Source organism: Poseidonocella sp. HB161398 (genome assembly GCF_005870025.1).
Classification (GTDB): Bacteria; Pseudomonadota; Alphaproteobacteria; order Rhodobacterales; family Rhodobacteraceae; genus Mangrovicoccus.
In genome coordinates this window covers 21,198-40,891 of sequence record NZ_VATA01000018.1, presented here as the reverse complement: position 1 = coordinate 40,891, position 19,694 = coordinate 21,198, and the positions used below count along the sequence as shown (strand labels likewise).

General features: G+C 68.5%; 16 protein-coding genes. 10 read left to right on the top strand and 6 right to left on the bottom strand.

Translation table 11 applies throughout. From position 1 onward, the window contains the following. Positions 1–6: 6 nt before the first annotated feature. The 4 genes from FGX59_RS15510 to FGX59_RS15495 all read right to left on the bottom strand — a co-directional run bounded on the left by FGX59_RS15510 (position 7) and on the right by FGX59_RS15495 (position 4,301). Positions 7–837 (bottom strand): carbohydrate ABC transporter permease, encoded by an 831-nt coding sequence (locus FGX59_RS15510; RefSeq protein WP_138467868.1) that lies wholly within the window; start codon positions 835–837, stop codon positions 7–9. Positions 838–840: 3 nt separating this feature from the next. Beyond that, positions 841–1,713, bottom strand: coding sequence for a carbohydrate ABC transporter permease (locus tag FGX59_RS15505; protein ID WP_138467866.1), 873 nt, complete (start codon positions 1,711–1,713; stop codon positions 841–843). 142 nt (positions 1,714–1,855) lie between these two features. Then, the gene (locus FGX59_RS15500) at positions 1,856–3,172 is read right to left on the bottom strand and encodes a sugar ABC transporter substrate-binding protein (RefSeq protein ID WP_138467864.1); all 1,317 of its coding nucleotides are present in this window, start codon (positions 3,170–3,172) and stop codon (positions 1,856–1,858) included. A gap of 190 nt (positions 3,173–3,362) precedes the next feature. Beyond that, positions 3,363–4,301, bottom strand: a complete 939-nt coding sequence (locus FGX59_RS15495; RefSeq protein ID WP_138467862.1) for a sugar-binding transcriptional regulator — start codon at positions 4,299–4,301, stop codon at positions 3,363–3,365. 184 nt (positions 4,302–4,485) lie between these two features. On the opposite strand from FGX59_RS15495, the gene FGX59_RS15490 reads away from it, so the two are divergent. The 9 genes from FGX59_RS15490 (at position 4,486) to FGX59_RS15450 (ending at position 15,946) form a co-directional block, all read left to right on the top strand. Continuing rightward, on the top strand, positions 4,486–6,123 hold the full coding sequence (locus FGX59_RS15490; protein ID WP_240722489.1) for an ABC transporter ATP-binding protein/permease: 1,638 nt from the start codon (positions 4,486–4,488) through the stop codon (positions 6,121–6,123). Continuing rightward, a complete protein-coding gene (locus tag FGX59_RS15485) occupies positions 6,120–7,760 on the top strand; it encodes an amino acid ABC transporter ATP-binding/permease protein (RefSeq protein WP_138467859.1) in 1,641 nt (546 codons plus the stop codon). The genes FGX59_RS15490 and FGX59_RS15485 overlap by 4 nt, the downstream gene beginning before the upstream one ends. Before the next feature lie 111 nt (positions 7,761–7,871). Continuing rightward, positions 7,872–9,467, top strand: a complete 1,596-nt coding sequence (locus FGX59_RS15480; protein ID WP_138467857.1) for a cytochrome ubiquinol oxidase subunit I — start codon at positions 7,872–7,874, stop codon at positions 9,465–9,467. A 6-nt stretch (positions 9,468–9,473) separates the two neighbouring features. Continuing rightward, the gene (gene cydB / locus FGX59_RS15475) at positions 9,474–10,631 is read left to right on the top strand and encodes a cytochrome d ubiquinol oxidase subunit II (protein ID WP_138467855.1); all 1,158 of its coding nucleotides are present in this window, start codon (positions 9,474–9,476) and stop codon (positions 10,629–10,631) included. A 12-nt stretch (positions 10,632–10,643) separates the two neighbouring features. Continuing rightward, complete coding sequence (cydX, locus tag FGX59_RS15470; RefSeq protein ID WP_138467853.1) at positions 10,644–10,775, top strand: cytochrome bd-I oxidase subunit CydX; 132 nt, start codon at positions 10,644–10,646, stop codon at positions 10,773–10,775. Between the two features lie 576 nt (positions 10,776–11,351). Further along, positions 11,352–12,254, top strand: coding sequence for a replication initiator protein A (locus FGX59_RS15465; protein WP_171060661.1), 903 nt, complete (start codon positions 11,352–11,354; stop codon positions 12,252–12,254). 159 nt (positions 12,255–12,413) lie between these two features. Further along, positions 12,414–13,400 carry a helix-turn-helix domain-containing protein gene (locus FGX59_RS15460; RefSeq protein ID WP_138467849.1) on the top strand — a complete coding sequence of 329 codons (987 nt, stop codon included), beginning with the start codon at positions 12,414–12,416 and terminating at the stop codon, positions 13,398–13,400. 150 nt (positions 13,401–13,550) lie between these two features. Further along, positions 13,551–14,954, top strand: coding sequence for a ParA family protein (locus FGX59_RS15455; protein WP_138467847.1), 1,404 nt, complete (start codon positions 13,551–13,553; stop codon positions 14,952–14,954). Next, the gene (locus FGX59_RS15450; protein ID WP_138467846.1) at positions 14,951–15,946 is read left to right on the top strand and encodes a ParB N-terminal domain-containing protein; all 996 of its coding nucleotides are present in this window, start codon (positions 14,951–14,953) and stop codon (positions 15,944–15,946) included. Before FGX59_RS15455 ends, FGX59_RS15450 begins: the two co-directional genes overlap by 4 nt. Positions 15,947–16,005: 59 nt before the next feature. Here FGX59_RS15450 and pobA read toward each other — a convergent pair whose 3' ends face one another. Beyond that, positions 16,006–17,175: a 4-hydroxybenzoate 3-monooxygenase gene (gene pobA / locus FGX59_RS15445; protein WP_138467844.1), complete on the bottom strand. Its 1,170-nt coding sequence runs from the start codon at positions 17,173–17,175 to the stop codon at positions 16,006–16,008. 88 nt (positions 17,176–17,263) lie between these two features. Between pobA and FGX59_RS15440 the strand changes: the two genes are divergently transcribed. Continuing rightward, complete coding sequence (locus tag FGX59_RS15440; protein WP_138467842.1) at positions 17,264–18,115, top strand: helix-turn-helix domain-containing protein; 852 nt, start codon at positions 17,264–17,266, stop codon at positions 18,113–18,115. A 3-nt stretch (positions 18,116–18,118) separates the two neighbouring features. Here the strand turns inward: FGX59_RS15440 and FGX59_RS15435 are convergent, their stop codons facing one another. Further along, positions 18,119–19,693, bottom strand: coding sequence for an acyl-CoA dehydrogenase family protein (locus tag FGX59_RS15435; protein WP_138467840.1), 1,575 nt, complete (start codon positions 19,691–19,693; stop codon positions 18,119–18,121). Between the last annotated feature and the right edge of the window lies 1 nt (position 19,694).

Below are 19,694 nucleotides of genomic sequence, written 5' to 3'. Positions count from 1 at the left end.
CCCCCCTTATTTCACGGCGCCGAAGGTGAGCCCCCGGACCAGTTGCTTCTGGCTGAACCAGCCCATGATCAGGATCGGCGCGATGGCCATCGTCGAGGCGGCCGAGAGCTTGGCGTAGAACAGCCCCTCGGGCGAGGAATAGCTGGCGATGAAGGCCGTCAGCGGCGCCGCCTTGGCGGCGGTCAGGTTCAGCGTCCAGAAGGCCTCGTTCCAGGCCAGGATGATGTTCAGGAGCACGGTCGAGGCCATGCCCGGCACCGCCATCGGCAGGAGCACATGCACCACTTCGTCGCGCAGCCCCGCGCCGTCCATCCGCGCGGCCTCCAGGATGTCGTTCGGGATCTCCTTGAAGTAGGTGTAGAGCATCCAGATGATGATCGGCAGGTTGATCATCGTCAGCACGAAGACCAGGCCGGTGCGGGTGTCGAGCAGCCCGAGATTGCGGAAGATCAGGTAGAGCGGCACCAGCACGCCGACGGGCGGCAGCATCTTGGTGGAGAGCATCCACATCAGCACGTCCTTGGTGCGCTTGCCCGGCACGAAGGCCATGGCCCAGGCGGCGGGGACGGCGATGGCCAGCCCGATCAGCGTCGAGCCCACCGAGATCACCACCGAGTTCCAGAAGTGCCGGAAGTAGTTGGAGCGCTCCTGCACGGTGACGTAGTTCTCCAGCGTCCAGTGGAAGTTGAACCACAGGGGCGGATCGGCGATCGCCTCGGCCTCGGTCTTGAAGCTGGTCAGGATGGTCCAGAGGATCGGGAAGAAGATCAGGATCCCGACGCCCCAGGCGATGACGGTGTTGAGCGCCTTGCGCTGCGTCGTGACGGCACGGGCCATGGCTCAGGCCTCCAGGTTCTTGCCGATCATCCGCATCAGGAAGATCGCGACGATATTGGCGAGGATGATGGCGACAACGCCGCCGGCGGACCCCATGCCCACGTCGTATTGCAGCAGCGACTGGACATAGATCAGGTAGGTCAGGTTGGTGGAGGCGTAGCCCGGCCCGCCATTGGTGGTGACGAGGATCTCAGCGAAGACCGACAGCAGGAAGATCGTCTGGATCAGGATCACGACGGTGATCGCGCGGGCCAGATGCGGCAGCATGATGTACCAGAACCGCGAGAGCGGCGTCGCCCCGTCCATCTCGGCCGCCTCGAGCTGCTCGCTGTCGAGCGACTGCAGCGCGGTCAGCAGGATCAGCGTGGCGAAGGGCAGCCACTGCCAGGCGACGATGCCGATGATCGAGGCCAGCGGCGCCTGCGAGAGGAAATCGTAGGGCTGCAGCCCGAGCGCGGTGAAGAGATGCGCGAAGAGGCCGTTGACCGGATTGAGGAACATGTTCTTCCACACCAGCGCCGAGACGGTCGGCATGACGAAGAAGGGCGCGATGACGAGGATGCGCACGATCCCCTGTCCGAACATCGGCTGGTCGAGCAGCAGCGCCAGCAGGATGCCGCCGAAAATGGTGATGACGAGCACCCCGAGCACCAGCGCCAGCGTGTTCCAGATCGCCGCGGTGAAGCCCGGATCGGTCAGGAAGTAGCGGTAGTTCTCGAAGCCGACGAAGGGATTGTCGCCGGGCATCAGCAGGTTGAACCGCAGCACCGAGAAATAGAGGGTCATCCCCAGCGGGATCAGCATCCATCCCAGGAGCAGGATGACCGAGGGCGATATCATCAGCCGCGCAGCGGCGCGGGACGCTTTGGTGGACATGGGACTGGCCTCTTTCGGTGTCGCGGGGAACCGGCCCGCCCGCAAGGCGGGCCGGTTCTGCGGGAGAGGCGGGAGGGATGGTCCCGCCGGAGGTTCCCGGCCGCCGCCGGAGCCGCGAGGGCTCCCTGCGCCGGAACTGCGCTTACTTGATGTAGCCGCCGCGCTTCATTTCGCGCTCGGTCAGGGTCTGGGCGTTCTGCAGCGCCTGATCGGCCGTGATCTGGCCTGCGAGCGCGGCGGAGAACTGCTGGCCGACCGCCGTGCCGATCCCCTGGAATTCCGGGATCGCGACGAACTGCACGCCGGTATAGGGGACCGGATCGACCGTCGGATTGGTCGGGTCGGCGGCCTCCATGGATTTCAGCGTCATCTCGGCGAAGGGCGCGGCCTCGAGATATTCGGGGTTCTCGTAGAGCGAGGTGCGGGTGCCCGGCGGCACGTTGGCCCAGCCCTCCTTCTCGGCCACCAGCGCAAGGTAGTCCTTCGAGGTCGCCCATTCGATGAAGGTCTTGGCGGCCTCCGGCGCGTCGGTCCCGGCCGGGATGCCCAGCGTCCAGGCCCAGAGCCAGTTGCCGCGCTTGCCGAGACCCGCATCGGGGGCAAGGGCGAAGCCCACCTGGTCGGCGACCGTGGAGTCATTGGGGTTGGTCACGAAGGAGGCCGCCACGGTGGCGTCGATCCACATGCCGCACTTGCCCGACTGGAAGAGCGCGAGATTCTCGTTGAACCCGTTCGAGGACGCGCCCGGCGGCCCGTACTTGCCCATCAGGTCGAGATAGGTGGTCAGCGTGGTCTTCCACTGCTCGGTGTCGAATTGCGGCTTCCAGTCCATGTCGAACCAGCGCGCGCCGAAGGAATTCGCCGCTGCGGTCAGGAAGGCCATGTTCTCGCCCCAGCCGGCCTTGCCGCGCAGGCAGATGCCGTAGATGCCCGCGCTTACGTCGGTCATCGCCTCGGCGGCCTTGGCGATGTCGTCCCAGGTCGGCGCCTCGGGCATCTCCATCCCGGCCTTCTCCATCAGGTCCTTGCGGTACATGACCATGGAGCTCTCGCCGTAGAACGGGGCGGCATAGAGCGTGCCGTCGATGCTCAGCCCGCCCGCGATGGCCGGCAGGATGTCGCCCGCGTCGTAGTCGTCGCTGAGACCGTCGAGCGGCTCCAGCCAGTCCTGCTTGGCCCAGATCGGGACCTCGTAGGTGCCGATCGTCATCACGTCGAACTGGCCGCCCTTGGTGGCGATGTCCTGGGTGACGCGCTGGCGCAGGACGTTCTCCTCCAGCGTGACCCATTCCAGCTTGATGTCGGGATGCTTGGCCGTGAAGTCGCCGGCCAGCCCCTGCATGCGGATCATGTCGCCATTGTTGACGGTGGCGATGGTCAGGGTCGTCTCGGCAGCGGCTGCCATGCCGGTGGCGCAAAGCGCCGTGGCCCCCAGCAGCGTGCGAATCGAAGCAGTCATTACTCTCCTCCCAAGAATGAGCTTTTGCCGTGCTTGTGAGCATTTATTCACTTAAAGTGACGAATGGTCAACCGGGAAAAGTCTCCGCAGCGCGGCAATTCCTGCGCCTAGGCGCAGGAAACCTTTTGGAAACATATTGTTAAGATCGGGCTAACGATTTCGCCTGAACTGCCCGGAAGGCTCCCGGGGCTCAGAGCAGCGCGGCCGCCGTGGCTTCGTCGGTCACGAGCCCGTTGACGAAGCGCCCCTCGAGCGCCCCGCGGATCGCCTCCACCTTGCCCGGGCCGTAAGCGCAGGCGATGATCGGCCGGCGGCTGCCCGAGACCAGCGGCGCCGAGCTGACGCGCTCGTTGGTGTCGTCCTCGACCAGCCTGCCCTCGCGGTCGTAGACCCAGCCAGTGATCTCGCCGATCGCGCCCTTGGCGGCGAGCCGCGCCTGGTCCGCCTCGGAGATGAAGCCGTCGATCACCAAGGGCGGCGTGTCGAGAATCTGGCCGATGCCGACGAAGCGGATATCGGTCTTGCCCACCAGCTCGCGATTGGCGCGCAGCGTCGCCTGGCCGAGAAGCAGGTCGCGCTCCTCGCGGGTGGCAGAAATCACCGGCAGCGGCAGCGGATAGGTCGGCGCGCTGACCTTGTCGGAGATGGTGAAGAGCACGTTGTAGTAGGCGGTCGAGCCCGAGGGCGAGATGTTCCCGGTCAGCGACACGATCTTGTGCTGGGCGCAGTCGACATGCGGCAGCTGTTCGATCGCGGCGCGCAGCGTCCGCCCGGTGCCGAGCCCGACGACCACCGGCGCGTCGCGCAGGAGCCAGGATTCGAGGATGTCGGCCGTCGCATGCGCGACCCCCTGCCCGGCATTCTCGCCCGCCCCGAGCGTCGGCACCACCTCGCAGAGTCCCAGCGCGTAGCGGTCGCGCAGCTGCTCGGCCAGCTCCAGGCAGCGCGCCACCGGATGGTCGATGCGCACCTTGACCAGCCCCGCGCTCATCGCCTGGCTCACCAGCCGCTGCGCCGATTGCCGCGAGATCCCCATCACCGCCGCGATCTCGTCCTGCTTCATGCCGCCGATATAGGCCAGCCATGCCGCGCGGGCGGCATCGTCGAGCTTGCGGTCGGGAGGGCGCATTTCGGCTCCTGGTCGAATTGTGGTCCTGCAGTCTGCGCAAGATGGTTCGCCAATGCAAGCGGCTGCGCTTCCGGGGACTGCCTGCGGCCATGGGCTGCGGCAACCCGGCCCCCGCGTCAGGGTTGCACTCGTCCCGCGAAGCGTCCCATCTGCAAGGGAGCCCCGCCATAGCCGGAACCCCGCCTTGAGCCCTGCCGACCCGATCCTGACCCGCCTGACCCGCGCCAGCGCGCAGGGGCTGCGCCGGGCGGGGCTGTGGCGGCTGGGGGCGGAGCTGCTCTGGCCGGTGCAGGCCGCCTGCCTCGCCCTTGCCATCGGCGGCTGGGTGGCGGAGGCGCCGCCGGAACGCTCGGCCCTCCTCGCCCTGGGCTTCCTCGCCGCGGGGCTGATGCGCAGCCTGGCCGAGCGCCGCGCCGCGCGGCTTGCCGCCGAAACCGCCGAACGGGCCGTCGCCGCGCTCCGCCGCGAGCTGCTCGCCGAAGAGGCCGCCCGGCTCGACCGCGGCCTCTCCTCCGGCGCCTTCGCCGCGCTCCTCGTGCAGAAGCTGCCATCGCTGCGCCGCTACCTCGCCCGCTACCGCCCGGCGCGGATGCGCGTTTCGGCCGTGGCGCCGGTGCTGCTCCTGCTCTCGCTCTGGTGCTCCTGGGCGGTGGCGCTGATCCTCGCGGTCGCCGGCCCGCTGATCCCGGTCTTCATGGCGCTGGTCGGCATGGCCGCCAAGGAGGCGAGCGAGCGGCAGATGGGCGAGATCGGCAGCCTCAACACGCTCCTGACCGACCGCCTGGCGATGCTGCCCGACATCCGGCTCCTCGATGCCGGCGAGCGCACCGCGCGGGATTTCGGCCAGAGCGCCGACCGGCTCCGCGCCCGGACGATGGAGGTGCTGCGCATCGCCTTCCTCTCCTCGACGGTGCTGGAGCTCTTTTCGGCGATCGGCGTGGCGATGGTCGCGGTCTATGTCGGCTTCTCGCTTCTGGGCGAGCTCGGCTTCGGCGCCTGGGCAACACCGCTGACACTGGAAGAGGGCATCTTCGTCCTCCTGCTGGCACCGAGCTTCTTCCAGCCCCTGCGCGACCTCGCCGCCGCCTGGCACGACCAGGCCGAGGCCAAGGCCGTGGGCGGCGAGATCGACGCGCTTCTGGCCGGTGCCGCCGCGCCGCTGCCCGGCGGAGTGGCCGAGGCCCCTGCCCTGCCCGGCGCGGCGACGCTGTCGTTCCGCGATGTCCGGCTGAGCCGCGGCGGGCGCGAGATCGCGGTGCCCGATTTCGACGCCGCGCCGGGCGAGCTGGTCGTGCTGACCGGGCCTTCGGGACGCGGCAAGTCGACGGCGCTGATGGCGGCGATGGGACTTCTCTCCGCCGCTTCGGGACGGATCGAGGCCGCCGGGCTCGGGCTCGACGTCGCGACTGCGCCGGGCTGGCGCGCGCGGCTGGCCTGGCTGCCGCAGGCGATCCATGTCCCCGACCAGAGCCTCGCGGCCTTCCTCGATCCCCGCCACCGCGGCGGCGACCTGCAGGCGGCGCTGTCCCGCGCCGGGGCGGGCGAGGTGGTGGCGCGGCTGCCCGGCGGGCTGGCCGCGCGGCTGGGCGAGACCGGCGCCGGGCTCTCGGGCGGCGAGGCGCGGCGGCTGCTGCTGGCGAGGGCCGTGGCGATGGAGGCCGATGCTGTGCTGGCCGACGAGCCGACCGCCGATCTCGACGCGGCGACCGCGGAGATCGTCATCGCCACGCTGAAGAGCCTGGCCGCTGAGGGCCGCCTTGTCCTGGCCGCCAGCCATGATCCCGCGCTGATCGCCGCGGCGGATCGCGAGGTGGCGCTGTGAGCCCGCTCGCCAAGGTCATGCGGCTGATCTGGAGGGCTGCGCCCGGCACGATGGCGCGCGGCGCGCTGCTGTCCGGGATCACGCTGCTCGCGGGTGTGGCGCTGCTGGGCCTGTCCGGCTGGTTCATCACCGCGACCGGGGTGGCAGGGCTGATGGGGATCGGCATCGCCTTCGACGTCTTCCGCCCCTCTGCGGGCGTGCGGCTGCTGGCGCTCGGCCGTGCCGCCTCGCGCTATGGCGAGCGGCTGCTGACCCATGACGCCACTTTGCGCGCGCTCGCCACGCTGCGGGTCACGCTCCTGCGGCAGCGGATGGCCGGGTCCTGGGAGGCGCTGCAGCGGCTGCGCCCCGGCCCTGCACTGACGAGGCTGACCGCGGATGTCGATGCGCTCGACGGCACGGTGCTGCGGCTTGCCCTGCCGGTGGCTGCGGGCGCGGCGACGGTGATCGCGACCGGGCTCGGGCTTTGGTGGCTGACCCATTGGAGCCTGGCGCTCGGGGTCGTGCTGCTGCAGGGCGGCGGCAGCGCGCTGGTGCTGGCGCGGATCGGCCGCCGCTCGGTCCCGGCCTCGGTCAGGGCGGAGCGGCGCGGCCAGGCGCTCCTGCGCGGGACGGTCTCGACCCTGCGCGGCCAGGTCGATCTGGCGGTCCATGGCGGGCTCGGCGCGCGGCTGAGCCTGCTGCTCGCCCGCGGCGAAGCGCTCGACCGCGCGGGCGCCCGGCTCGACCGGCTGGGCGAGCGCGGCGATGCGGCGCTCGGCATGGTGACGACGGCGACCGTGGCGCTGCTGATCGCGCTCGGCGGCTATCTCTCGGCGGCCGGCACGCTCGGCGCCGCCGCGGCGGCGATCCCGGTCTTCGCCGCCTTGGGGCTGCACGAGGCGCTGGCGATGATCCGGCCCGGCATGACCGGCATGGGCGCGATGGCCGATGCGGCGGAACGGGTCTTTGCCGGAGCGGAGCCCTCCCCTGCCCTGCCCGGCGCCACCCCCGAAGCGCAGCCCGCCGGGCTCGAGCTCCGCGCGATCGGCTATGCAAGGCCGGGCGCGGCTGCGCCGGTCCTCGAGAATGTCACCCTTTCGGTCGCCCCCGGCGAGACCGTCGCGCTGACCGGGCCGTCGGGCCGGGGGAAATCGACGCTGCTGCAGATCGCGGCTGGGCTGATCCGTCCGGATGCCGGCACGGTGCAGCTCTGCGGCGCTCCGCTTGGCGACTGGCCCGAGCCGCTCCTGCGCGCGCAGCTCGCGCTCCTGCCGCAGCGTTCGGGGCTGATGGCCGGCACCGTCGGCGAGAACCTGGCGCTGGCCCGCGACGGGCTCGATCCCGCGGAGGCCGAGGCGATGCTGGAAACCGTCGCCCTTGCCCCGGCGCTGGCGGCGCGCGGCGGGCTTTCGGCCGTACTGGGCGAAGGCGGCGCGGGGCTCTCGGGCGGCGAGGCGCGGCGGCTGGTGCTGGCGCGGACGCTCCTGCGGCGGCCGGCAGTGCTGCTGCTCGACGAACCGACCGAGGGACTCGACGCGGCGACCGCGGAGCGTGTCCTGGCGGGCCTCCGGACAACCCTGCCGGAGGCCGCGATCCTCTGCGCCGCGCACCGCGCGGAGGAACGCGCCTGGGCGAACCGGATTTTTTCGATCTGACGTCATCACGAACTGATGACTGTTGATACAGATCAAACAGGAAATTTTCCCCACATCGCATAGGAAGTAACGTATATTTTCCGCGCATGTTTTGCGCCCTAGGAGGGTAATATGGACCTCGATATCGTGGAGCTGTCGCGATTGCAGTTTGCAATGACGGCACTCTATCACTTCCTCTTCGTGCCGCTCACGCTCGGGCTGTCGATCCTCGTGGCGATCATGGAGACCGTCTACGTGATGACCGGCAGGCCGATCTGGCGGCAAATGACCAAGTTCTGGGGGACGCTGTTCGGCATCAACTTCGTGCTGGGCGTCGCCACGGGCATCACCATGGAATTCCAGTTCGGGATGAACTGGAGCTACTACAGCCACTATGTCGGCGACGTCTTCGGCGCGCCCCTGGCCATCGAGGGGCTGATGGCCTTCTTCCTCGAGGCGACCTTCGTCGGGCTCTTCTTCTTCGGCTGGGGCAAGCTGTCGAAGGTGGCCCACCTGATCGTCGCCTGGCTGGTGGCGATCGGGTCGAACTTCTCGGCCCTGTGGATCCTGATCGCCAATGGCTGGATGCAGAATCCGGTCGGCGCCAGCTTCAATCCGATGACCATGCGGATGGAGATGGACAGTTTCGCCGACGTGCTGTTCAACCCGGTGGCGCAGGCCAAATTCGTCCATACCGTCTCGGCGGGCTACGTGACGGCCTCGGTCTTCGTGCTCGGCGTCTCGGCCTGGTACCTGCTCAAGGGGCGCCATACCGAGCTCGCGCGGCGCTCGATCACGGTGGCGGCCTCCTTCGGCCTCGCCTCGGCCTTCTCGGTCGTCGTGCTGGGCGACGAGTCCGGCTATGACGCCGGGCTGAACCAGCAGATGAAGCTCGCCGCCATCGAGGCGATGTGGGAGACCGAGCCCGCGCCTGCCTCCTTCACGCTCTTCGGCATCCCCGACCAGGAGGCCCGCGAGACGCATTACGCCGTCCACATCCCCTATGTGATGGGGCTGATCGGCACGCGCTCGCTGACCAGGGAGATCCCCGGCATCGACCAGCTGGTCGACGAGGCGGAGCACCGCATCCGCAACGGGCTTCTCGCCTATGACGCGCTGATGGAGATCCGCGCCGCCGGCAAGGACGTCACCCCCGACATGATGACCCGCTTCGAAGCGCATTCGGGCGATCTGGGCTACGCCTTCCTGCTGCTGCGCTACACCGAGGACCCGCGGCAGGCGACCGAAGAGCAGATCCTGCAGGCGGCGAATGACACCATTCCGCATGTCTTCCCGATCTTCTGGGCCTTCCGGATCATGGTGGCCCTGGGCTTCGCCTTCATCGGCATCCTGGGCTTCTTCTTCATCCGCAGCTCCTTCAAGGGCATGACCTATCCCCGCTGGGCGCTGTGGGGCGCGGTGGCGGTGATCCCCGCCCCCTGGATTGCGGCCGAGATGGGCTGGATCGTCGCCGAATACGGGCGCCAGCCCTGGACGGTGGACGGCATCCTGCCGACGGCGCTGTCTGTCAGCCACCTGGGCGTCGGCGAGCTCCTCTTCACCATCGCGGGCTTCGTGATCTTCTACTCGACGCTCTTCGTCATCGAGATGGCCCTGATGGTGAAGTACATCCGCAAGGGTCCGGTGCAGGATGTCGAGGAAACCGAAACCTGGATGCAGCGCCACAGGGCGCGGCTGAGCGGACCGGCAGCGGCCCCGGCGGAGTGACGAGCAATGATCCTGTCTGAACTGATCGACTACGGCACGCTGCGTGTCATCTGGTGGGTGCTGCTCGGCGTGCTGCTGATCGGCTTCGCGCTGACCGACGGCTTCGACATGGGGGTGGGCGCGCTCCTGCCCTTCGTGGCGAAGACCGATACCGAGCGGCGGCTCGTCATCAACACCGTCGGCCCCGTCTGGGAAGGCAACCAGGTGTGGTTCATCCTCGGCGGCGGCGCCATCTTCGCCGCCTGGCCGCCGCTCTACGCGGTGAGCTTCTCGGGCTTCTACCTGGCGATGTGGCTGATCCTGGCGGCGCTGATCCTGCGTCCGGTGGCCTTCAAGTACCGCTCCAAGCGCGAGGGCAAGGCCTGGCGGGAACGCTGGGACTGGGCGCTCTTCATCGGCGGGGCGGTGCCCGCGCTGATCTTCGGCGTGGCGGTCGGCAACGTGCTGCGCGGCGTGCCCTTCACGCTGACCGAGACGCTGATGCCGATCTACCACGGCCTGGGCTTCCTGAAGCTGCTGGCGCTCCTGAACCCCTTCGCGCTGGTCTGCGGCGCTGTCTCGGTGTCGATGCTGCTCGCCCATGGCGCGGGCTGGCTGGTGCTGAAATCCGAACCCGGCCCGATCACCGAACGGGCGCGGAAGATCGGCGCGATGGCGGGGCTGGTGGCGATGGGCGGCTATGCGCTGGCCGGGCTGTGGCTGCTGGTGCTGACCGACGGCTACCAGCTGGCCACCGTCGTGCCCGACGGGCCGTCGAACCCGCTCCTGTCGGAAGTGACCAAGGGCGGCACTTGGCTTTCTGCCTATGTCGCGCGTCCCTGGATCATCGTCGCGCCGCTTCTCGGCTTTGCCGGGATGGGCCTGTCGGTGCTCGGCCTGCAGCGGGGCTGGAGCTTTACCATCCTCGCTTCGAAGATCGGCATCTTCGGCATGATCGCCAGCGTGGGACTGACCATGTTCCCGTTCATCCTGCCCTCTTCGGCGGATCCGAACTCTTCGCTGACAGTCTGGGATGCCTCGTCCTCGCAGCGCACGCTCTTCGTCATGCTGGTCGCCACGGTGATCTTCATGCCGATCATCCTCGCCTACACCGCCTGGGTCTACAAGGTGCTCTGGGGCAAGGTGACCGAGAGCGAGCTCCACGACAACGCCAACAGCTACTGAGGAGAGACGATCATGTGGTATTTCGCCTGGCTTCTGGGCCTTCCCCTGGCCGCGCTCTTCGCGGTGATGAACGCCATGTGGCTGGAACTGCGCGAAGATGCGCGGCTGGCCCGGGAGCATCCCGACACGCCCCCCGGAGAGTGACCGTGTTCCGGCCGGGACGCGACCAGCGTCCCGCGCCTGAAGTTACGCGGCGCCCGTGCTCTGCAACCTGGCTTCCCGTCCCTGGCGGGAAGCCTTTCTGCATCAAGGGCTTGGCTCCACGGGCTTTGGTTGCACCGCGCCCGAGTCGGAGCCGGATCCCGTTCAGGGCCCGAAGTTGCAGAGCGCCCGCGAACTGCAACCCCGGCCGATTTTCAAGTTGCGCGGCGCCCGTGTGCTGCAACTTCTGCACTCTGCATCCGACATGGCGTCCGCAATTTTTGCCGCCGCCCGCGAGATTCGCGAGACAATCGTGGGATTCCGGTATCTTACGCGATAGAGTTGACCCGGATCCGCTCTCCTGTCCCGCCGGTTAGACCGCATATTCGGACCGCAAGGGAAAAAAACCTATTGCCCAGCCGTTCTGAAATGCGGTCTTTTCTGGCATAGAAGACAAGAAACGACCGAGACGATCCACAGAAGATCATCGGATGAGGCAGCAGTACCATGAACAGCCCCCGGCTGACCGATAGCATATTGCCCGACACCCTGGACGGGCAATCCCCCAGTGTCCCTGCCATGCGCAGCGACCTGGAGACCATGCTGCTGCCCTTCTTCCCGGAGGACGGGCAGGAAGATTTCACCACCCAGGTCGGCGACTACACGGTCAGGATGCACTCCTCGGTGCCCGGCACGCGGATCGCCACGGCGACCGACCGCAAGGTCCTGAACCTGCTCGCCGCCCAGATCGGCACCGCGATCCGCGCGGGCACGCCCCCCAGCCGCCATGTCGAGATCGGCGTGCGCGACATCATGGAGGCGATTTCCTACGATCCCACCCTCGGGGGCAGCGAATACGCGCGCATCACCGAACGGCTGGAGCGGCTCGCCGCGACCTGGATCACCACGGAAATGCCGATCGGCGACGATGTCAGCCGCAAGCGGCAGTTCCGCTGGATCGACGCCTTCGAGCAGGACGTCCAGTCGATCGGCGCCGGCCAGAAGGTGCTGCGGCTGAAGATCACCCTCAGCGAGGACGCCTTCCGCTGGATCCTCGGCATGGAAGGCTTCGAGATCCCGCGCGACGAATTCCGCACGCTCACCGCCTCGCGGCCGTCCTCATGGAGGGTCTTCGAGATCTGCCTCGCGCGGCTGATCCGCAATGGCGGCGATCCGGTCTGGATCCCGCTCGACGAGCTGCGCCGCCGCATTCCCATCGCCTCGGACCTGAAGGTCTTCAAGGCGCGCACCCTGAAATCCTCGATGGCCGCGATCGCCGAGAACCCGCAGATGTCGGGTGCGATCAGCCTGAGCCTCGAGGCCGCCACCGATGACGGATTTGCCGAGATCGCCCCGCGCCAACGGGTCCGGCTCGACAAGGTCCATGTCTGCGTCCGCAAGGGCCCCCTGCCCCTGCCCGAGATCGACCGCCTGCTGCCCGCTTCGGAAGCGCGCGACGCCCTGATGGAGGACGACATGTAGCGCGCCAAAGGAAAAGCTCCGGAATGCGCCAACATCCCGGAGCCTTCGAACACCGCCTAGACAGTTACCTGCGTCGACGGTCCAGTTTCGCACCCTGACCCTATCCCAGCCACGGGCGACGCGCAACGGCCTTGGAGCCGAACAGAGAGGTTTTGTCCGATGACAGCCCCCGCGTCCCCCGCCGATGGCGGGTTCGTGCGCATGCCGCGCACCTGGCTCACGCTTGCCATATCGCCCCAGGCGAAGACCCTTCTTCTGGCCTTCTGCGGATTCGCCGATGCCAAGGGCGAGAGCTGGCATTCCTACGAGGAGCTGGGCCGGTTGCTGAACCGCTCGAAATCCTCGATCTCCGCCTATGTCGCCGAACTGCGCGAGCACGGGCTGATCGACTGCATCCGCCAGACCTACGGCAACGGCTACAACTACCGACTGCGCATCGTGGTGCTGGGCTGGGCCGAGATGTGCGGCCGCTGGGCCGAAATGTCCCGCGAAGCGGCGAAACGCGCCGTTCCGAAAGCTGAACGCCGTGTTCAGGATGCCGAACGCAAGGACCCGAAGGGTCCAAAAAACCAGATCCCTCAAAACAAAACACCGGCCCCTGCCCTTCCGGCCTGGACCGCCCAGCTCGAAGCGCAATGGCGCGAGCACCGGCCCAGCGATGCCGATCCGGTGAGTGTGTGGCATGGACAGGCATCTGCGGACTTCCTCGGCAAGGTGATCGCCTGCGCCGAGGGAGCCAAGACCGGTCTCTGGAGCCATGACGAGGCCAAGCGCGGGGCCCGGTCGGCTGTATCTGCCTTCGCCCTGCGCCATGGCCTTTCAGCCAGTGCCAAGGATGTCGAGGAAGCGGCAGCGCTGGTTGCGGGAACGGCGCTTCATCCCGATGCGCTCGACTCAGCCATCCGCGCGCTCGATGCCGTCTGGAAACCGCATTGGAAGCACCTGCCCCGTCCCGGCCAGCTTCAGGCAACCATCAGTGATCCTGTCCGGGCCGCCATGCCCGATCCGGAGATTCTCAAGCGGATCGGCCTGCTGCGGAACCGCGCCTGGATCGCCCGCCAGCAACTCGCGAAGCTTGCCCCGGCCGGTCCCGTTCCGGCCGGAACGGGACCGCAATGTTCCGGAACCGCGTCTATCGCCGCCTGAGGAGCGGGCGTTCCGGCAACGGTTTGCGCCCTGCCCCGCATTTCCGGCGCCCTCGCGGCGGATACATGTTGCCCAAGCACGGCGGCAGTGAGATATTCAGGCAAAAGCGTCGCAAAAGACGCCCCCGAGGCAGAGCAGGAAAGTCCAGACATGGCCAAATCCTTTCACAACATCCCGTCCTTCGTCGAGGCGGCGATCGACTGCGTGTCGCGGGCGGCCTCTTCGGCCCGGATGCACCGCACCCAGTCGCTGCGCGTTCTGCGGCGCTATTCCATCGCCGAGGTGACCGAGTTCTTCGGTTGCGACCGCAGCTTCGTCAACGCGCTGATGAAGCATCCCGACGCGCCCGAAGGCGAAATCCGCGGCCGCGAGCGCACGCTGTCGGTCCATGACATCATGAAGCTGCGCGCCATTGCCGACAGCCGCCCCGAGGCACGGCGCACGACGCTCTTCTGGCGCAAGCCCGGCGACGACCTGCCGGTGATCGTGCTCTCCTCGCAGAAAGGCGGCGTGGCGAAATCGCTCTCTTCGGCGCATCTGGCGCAGTATCTGAGCCTTTATTACGGGCTGCGCGTCGGGCTGATCGACGGCGACCCGCAGGCCACCTGCTCGCTCTATTTCGTCGACGACACCACGTCGATCGCGGGCTATGACGTCGAGGTCTATACCGATTTCATGGGCGTCCCCGAGGCGGGCCAGCGCGAGAAGATCCATCACGCGCCGGACCGGCTCAACGTCTTCTGGCGGCCGACCCCCTGGCCCGGCCTGCGTCTCATTCCGGGCGGAGCGGGCATCCAGGAAGCCGATATCGCGATGTACTACCTGACCCAGACCGAGGACCCGGAGCAGAAGAAGATCTACCGGATGCTGCGGGACTCGCTCGACCGCTGGCGCGACGCGCACCCGCCGCGCACGACCGCGAAGGACCTTGCCGACAGCGAGGGCCGCTTCCGCCATGACGCCTACGAAGCGGCGCTGAAGGAGACGCTCGATGTCGTCATCATCGACACGCCGCCTTCGCTGACGCTGGCCACGCTGAACACCATCGTCGCCGCCGACACGCTGATCATTCCGCAGACGATGAAGGGCTTCGACCTCTCGACGCTGCATATCTACCTGGCGAGCCTGCGCGACTATTTCAGCTTTATCGAGGGCGACACCAACCCGGTGAAGTTCAAGGACGCCAAGCCGATGATCCTGCCGACCATCGTCAACCGGTCGTCCGACACCGACCTGCGCACCATCGGCGAGATCATGGCGGGCAATCCGGACATCATCTCGCCGATCTACTACCAGTATTCCGAAGGCGCGGCGAATGCCTTCCGCGAGTTCAAGTCGGCCTATGAATACGAGCCGCCGAAGACGCGGAAGGCCTCGCTGCAGGCCTTCATCGACAATGCCAATGCGGTCAATGACGCCATCGTCATGCGCGCCATTCCCTCGCTGCCGACGCGGGGCTATGCGCAGGCCTTCCTGGAACGGCTGTTTCCGGACGGAGAGGTCGAGGGCTGGTCGCAGAAGGCGAAACCGAGCCTCGAGGAGGATGCAGCATGAGCGTGGGACGCAGACGGGCAGGGAGCGCGATCCTGGGCGGCATGGCGACCGGGCGGGACCTGCCCGAAGTCACGCCGGAAGAGCAGCCCACCGCCGGGAACTGGTCGCGCCAGGCGATGCGCGGCATGCAGGACCGGCTGGAAAGCGCCAAGAAGGAAGCGGCACTTGCCAACGAGGCGGTCTACGAGGGCATTCTCGAGGGCGTCGTGCCGATCCGCATTCCCGCGACCAGCATCGAGGACAAGGTCGGTTCCGACCGGATCGCGCCCGCGCCCGAAGATGACGAGAGCGAGGACAGCTTCCGCGCACTGCTGGAGAATATCCGCCGCCGCGGGCTGCGCATGCCGCTGCGCGTGCGTGCCGCCGATCCCGACTGGCGGCCGAACCCGGCCTTTCCGCGCGACGTCTCGGGCCAGCGCTTCGCGCTGCAATCCGGGCGGCGGCGCCTGCGCGCCTGCATCGAGCTGGGCATCGAGCCGCTCTGCTTCCTGACCTTCCCGGAGGCCTCCGGCGCGCGGCTCGACGACCTGCAGGAACGGTTCTTCGAGAACACCATCCGCCGCGATCTGACCATGTTCGAGCGGCTCTATTCGATCGGCCTGATCGCGCAGGAGACCACCGGCGTCACCCAGCAGCAGATCGCCGAGATCATCGGCGTCCCGCGCGCCACGGTCTCGCGCGGTCTCGCGGCGGTGGAGTTCCACGCGGCGCTCGGCGAGGTGCTGGACCTGGGCCAGGCCAGCCGCGACCAGATCGACGCCGCGCTGAAGCAGATCCGCGACCAGGGCCCGTCGACGACCAAGGAGGCCGTCCGCTCGCGGGCGCGCCGGGCCAAGGCGGCGGGGACACTGCCCTGGCGCCGGAAGGACTGCGGCATCGGCCAGGTGAAGCTGAAGGAGAAGCCGGACGGGATGCGGGTCCTGACGCTCGAAAGCGCCGATCTGGACGACGACCGGCTGGCCAAGCTGCTCCGCGCCATCGAGCGTCTCTGAAAACGCAAACGGTCCCGTTCCGGCCGGAACGGGACCGCTGATCCTGCCGGGGCAGGGGGTCAGTAGGGCAGGCCGATATAGTTCTCGGCAAGCTCCCGGCGCGCGGTCTCCGAGGCCGCCAGATGCTCCAGCGTCGCCCGCCGCATCGCCTCGGCGAAGGCGTCCTCGCCATCGAAGCGGTGCATCATCGTCGTCATCGACCAGGAGAAGCGCATTGCCTTCCAGATGCGGGCCAGCGCCTTCTCGGAATAGCCGTCGATGCCGCTCTCGTCCCCGCTCTTCAGCGCCGCGACCAGCGCCTCGTGCAGGTAGTGCACATCCGAAGCGGCCAGGTTCAGCCCCTTCGCGCCGGTCGGCGGAACGATATGCGCGGCGTCGCCGACGAGGAACAGCCGGCCCCAGCGCAGCGGCTCGGAGACGAAGCTGCGCAGCGGCGCGATGGATTTCTCGATCGAGGGCCCGGTCTCCATCGCGGCGGCGGTGGCGGAGGGCAGGCGGCGCTTCAGCTCGCTCCAGAAGGCCTCGTCGCTCCAGTCCTCGACCTTGTCGGTCAGCGGCACCTGCAGGTAGTAGCGCGACAGATGGGCGTTGCGCATCGAGGCCAGCGCGAAGCCGCGGGGCGAGTTGCAGTAGATCAGCTCGTCATTGCAGGGCGGGGTCTCGCTGAGGATGCCCAGCCATCCGAAGGGGTAGACCCGCTCGAACTCCCGCCGCTTCTCCGCCGGGATGGTCTTGCGGCTGACCCCGTGGAAGCCGTCGCAGCCCGCCACATAGGCACAGGTGAGCCGCCTGCGCTCGCCCTTCACCGTGTACTCGACGGCGGCTTTGGCCTGGTCGAGATCGAGGATCTGCACGTCCTCGACCTCGTGGATGATCGTCGTGCCCATCGCGTCCTGCGCGGCGTAGAGATCGGCGGTGACCTCGGTCTGGCCGTAGACCATCACCTGCTTGCCGGTCAGCGCCTTGAAGTCGATATGGACCATCAGGTCCTCGTCGGTCATGTAGCAGCCGTCATGCGGGAAGCCCTCGGCCTCCATCCGGGCGTCGACCCCGGTCTGGCGCAGCAACTCCACGGTGCCCCATTCCAGGATGCCCGCGCGGATGCGCGACAGCACATGCGAGCGGGTCGCACGCTCCAGCATGACGGTGTCGATCCCGGCGCGGTTCAGCAACTGGGACAGCAGCAGGCCGGACGGGCCGCCGCCGATGATGGCAACTTGGGTATCCATGGGAACTCCTCCTGTTCGGCTTTCTGGATACGTCCGCCGGGCGCGGCCGGGAATGGACGGGCAGGGGGATCGCTGGTACGATCCGTGCATGTCAGCGCAGAACCCCATTCCCGATTTCGATCTCTTCGGCGAGACCGGAGGGTTTCCGGATGTGGTGCATTGCGAGGCGATCCGGGACCGGGCGCCGCGCTATGGCTGGTCGATCGCGCCGCACCGGCATAACGGCATGGCGCAGATCTTCGTGGTGGAGACCGGCGGCGCGCGTGTCCTTGTCGACCGGGAGCAGCGGGAAATGACCCAGGGGCAGGCACTTTTCGTGCCTGCGCAGGCGGTGCACGGCTTCGAGTTCCAGGACGGGACCGCGGGGCTGGTGCTGTCCTTCCCTCTGCCGCTGCTGCAGGCGGTGACGCAAGGGCAGGGAGATCTGGCGCGCCAGCTTGCGCATCCCTTCCTGGCAGAACCGGGGGCAGCGCTGAGCGGGCTGATCGCGGCCCTTGCGGCGCGCTTCGCCGAGGCTGGCACCTACCGCGCGCCCATGCTCGTGGCGCTGGCCCAGGCGGTTCTGGTCGGCATGGCAGAGCGCGGCGGGGCAGGGGAGGGGCGGCGGGCGACGGCGGCCGAGCGGCAGGTTGCCCGCTTCGACGCGCTGATCGCCGCGCATATGGCCGAGGGCTGGAAGCTCTCCGACTACGCCTCGGCCCTTTCGGTCACGCCGGGCCATCTGGGGCGGCTCTGTCGCGAGGTGGCCGGGCGCGGGGCGGGGGCGCATCTGGATGCGGCCGTGATGTCCGAGGCCTGCCGCCTCCTGGCCTTCACCCAGTTGCCGGTCGCCGAGATCGGCTTCCGCCTCGGCTACCAGGACCCGCCCTATTTCTCGCGCCGTTTCCGCGCGGTGACGGGCGAGACCCCGACCGCCTACCGCGCGCGCTTCGTCTCCTGAGGCTCAGGCAGCCAGCGGCACCGGCACCGGACGGCGCAGCACCGTCCCTGCGATCCGGCGCAGCTCCTCGGTGTCCTCGCCGGCCGCATCGGCGGCCGCGGCGATCCGCGCCCAGACCGCGCGCCAGTAGAGATCCCCGGTCATCTGCGCGAAATCATGGGCCAGCTCCGCCGGGGCAGGGGAGGCCAGCACTTCCGCCCGCCGCGCCTGCCAGAGCTCCAGCAGCGCGGTGACCGCGGGCGTGCCGCCGCCCAGCTCTGCGACCAGCGCGGCGAAGGCCTCGGCCCCGGCCGGGGATTTCAACCCGCGCGTCGCCAGGGACAGCGCATGGATCCCATTGGCGCCCTCGTAGATCGAGGTGATGCGCGCGTCCCGCCAGGTCTGGCTGACCCGGTACTCGCTCAGGTAGCCGTAGCCGCCCAGCACCTGGATCCCCAGATCGGCGGCGCGGATCCCGGCCTCGGTGCAGAACATCTTGCAGACCGGCGTCAGAAAATCGACCAGCGCCGGGCTGTCGCCGCGCTCCATCGCGACGAAGGCGGTCAGCGCCATGGCCCGCGCGCCGAGCGCCAGCGCCCGCTGCTCGTCGAGCATGCGCCGCACATCCGCGTGCTCGGCCAGCACGGCCGGGCTGCCATCGGCGCGGCGTCCCTGCACCCGCTCGGCGGCATAGGCGGCGGCCACATGGCTCGCCCTGGCGGCATGGGCCACCCCCTGCAGCGCGACGTCCAGCCTTGCATGGTTCATCATGGTGAACATCGCCATCAGCCCCGCGCCCTCCTGGCCGATCAGCTCGGCACGGGCGCCGTCGAAGGCCATCTGGCAGGTCGGCGAGGCATGCAGCCCGAGCTTCTCCTCGATCCGGGTGACGCTGACCGGGTTGCGGCCTTCCGCATCCTCGGAAGGACACAGGAAGAGCGACAGCCCCTTCAGCCCGTCCGCCGCCTCGCCGCTGCGCGCCAGCACCAGATGCAGGATGCCCTCCGACAGGTCCTGGTCGCCGCCCGAGATGAAGATCTTCTCGCCCTCGATCCGCCAGCGGTCCCCGTCGCGCAGGGCCCTGGTGCGGATGCGCGACAGGTCCGAGCCGGCGCCGGGCTCGGTCAGGCACATGGTCGAGAGCAGCTCGCCCGCCGCCAGCCGCGGGATCCAGGCTGCCTGCTGCTCGGCGGAGCCATAGGCCGTCAGGGTCGAGACCGCACCGGGCACCAGGTTGCAGACCATCTGCAGCGAATGGCAGGCGCCCGAGAAGATCTCCGAGACGCAGGCGGCGGTCAGGTGGTCGGCCGCCATCCCGCCATGGGCTTCGGGGGCGGTCAGCCCCTGCCAGCCACCCTCGACCAGCTGGGCGAAGGCGTCGCGGAACCCGTCGGGCATCTTCACGCGGCCGTTTTCCAGGCGGCAGCCCTGGGCATCGCCCGGCGCGTCGAGCGGCGCGATCACCCCCTCGGCGAAGCTGGCGAAATGGGTCAGGATGCCCTCGCAGAGCTCGTCGTCCCAGCCGGGCAGCCCGGGGGCGCGGGCGACATGGCGCAGGCAGAAGAGGATGTCGTCGAGGGGCGCGGCAAAGGGGATCATC

What these genes read in the sequence shown, in the direction of transcription:
- FGX59_RS15455 (WP_138467847.1), top strand. Translation starts at nt 13,551, where the DNA reads ATGGCCAAATCCTTTCACAACATCCCGTCCTTCGTCGAGGCGGCGATC.
- FGX59_RS15505 (WP_138467866.1), bottom strand. Translation starts at nt 1,713, where the DNA reads ATGTCCACCAAAGCGTCCCGCGCCGCTGCGCGGCTGATGATATCGCCC.
- FGX59_RS15450 (WP_138467846.1), top strand. Translation starts at nt 14,951, where the DNA reads ATGAGCGTGGGACGCAGACGGGCAGGGAGCGCGATCCTGGGCGGCATG.
- cydX (WP_138467853.1), top strand. Translation starts at nt 10,644, where the DNA reads ATGTGGTATTTCGCCTGGCTTCTGGGCCTTCCCCTGGCCGCGCTCTTC.
- pobA (WP_138467844.1), bottom strand. Translation starts at nt 17,175, where the DNA reads ATGGATACCCAAGTTGCCATCATCGGCGGCGGCCCGTCCGGCCTGCTG.
- FGX59_RS15460 (WP_138467849.1), top strand. Translation starts at nt 12,414, where the DNA reads ATGACAGCCCCCGCGTCCCCCGCCGATGGCGGGTTCGTGCGCATGCCG.
- FGX59_RS15465 (WP_171060661.1), top strand. Translation starts at nt 11,352, where the DNA reads ATGCGCAGCGACCTGGAGACCATGCTGCTGCCCTTCTTCCCGGAGGAC.
- FGX59_RS15440 (WP_138467842.1), top strand. Translation starts at nt 17,264, where the DNA reads ATGTCAGCGCAGAACCCCATTCCCGATTTCGATCTCTTCGGCGAGACC.
- FGX59_RS15480 (WP_138467857.1), top strand. Translation starts at nt 7,872, where the DNA reads ATGGACCTCGATATCGTGGAGCTGTCGCGATTGCAGTTTGCAATGACG.
- cydB (WP_138467855.1), top strand. Translation starts at nt 9,474, where the DNA reads ATGATCCTGTCTGAACTGATCGACTACGGCACGCTGCGTGTCATCTGG.
- FGX59_RS15435 (WP_138467840.1), bottom strand. Translation starts at nt 19,693, where the DNA reads ATGATCCCCTTTGCCGCGCCCCTCGACGACATCCTCTTCTGCCTGCGC.
- FGX59_RS15495 (WP_138467862.1), bottom strand. Translation starts at nt 4,301, where the DNA reads ATGCGCCCTCCCGACCGCAAGCTCGACGATGCCGCCCGCGCGGCATGG.
- FGX59_RS15500 (WP_138467864.1), bottom strand. Translation starts at nt 3,172, where the DNA reads ATGACTGCTTCGATTCGCACGCTGCTGGGGGCCACGGCGCTTTGCGCC.
- FGX59_RS15510 (WP_138467868.1), bottom strand. Translation starts at nt 837, where the DNA reads ATGGCCCGTGCCGTCACGACGCAGCGCAAGGCGCTCAACACCGTCATC.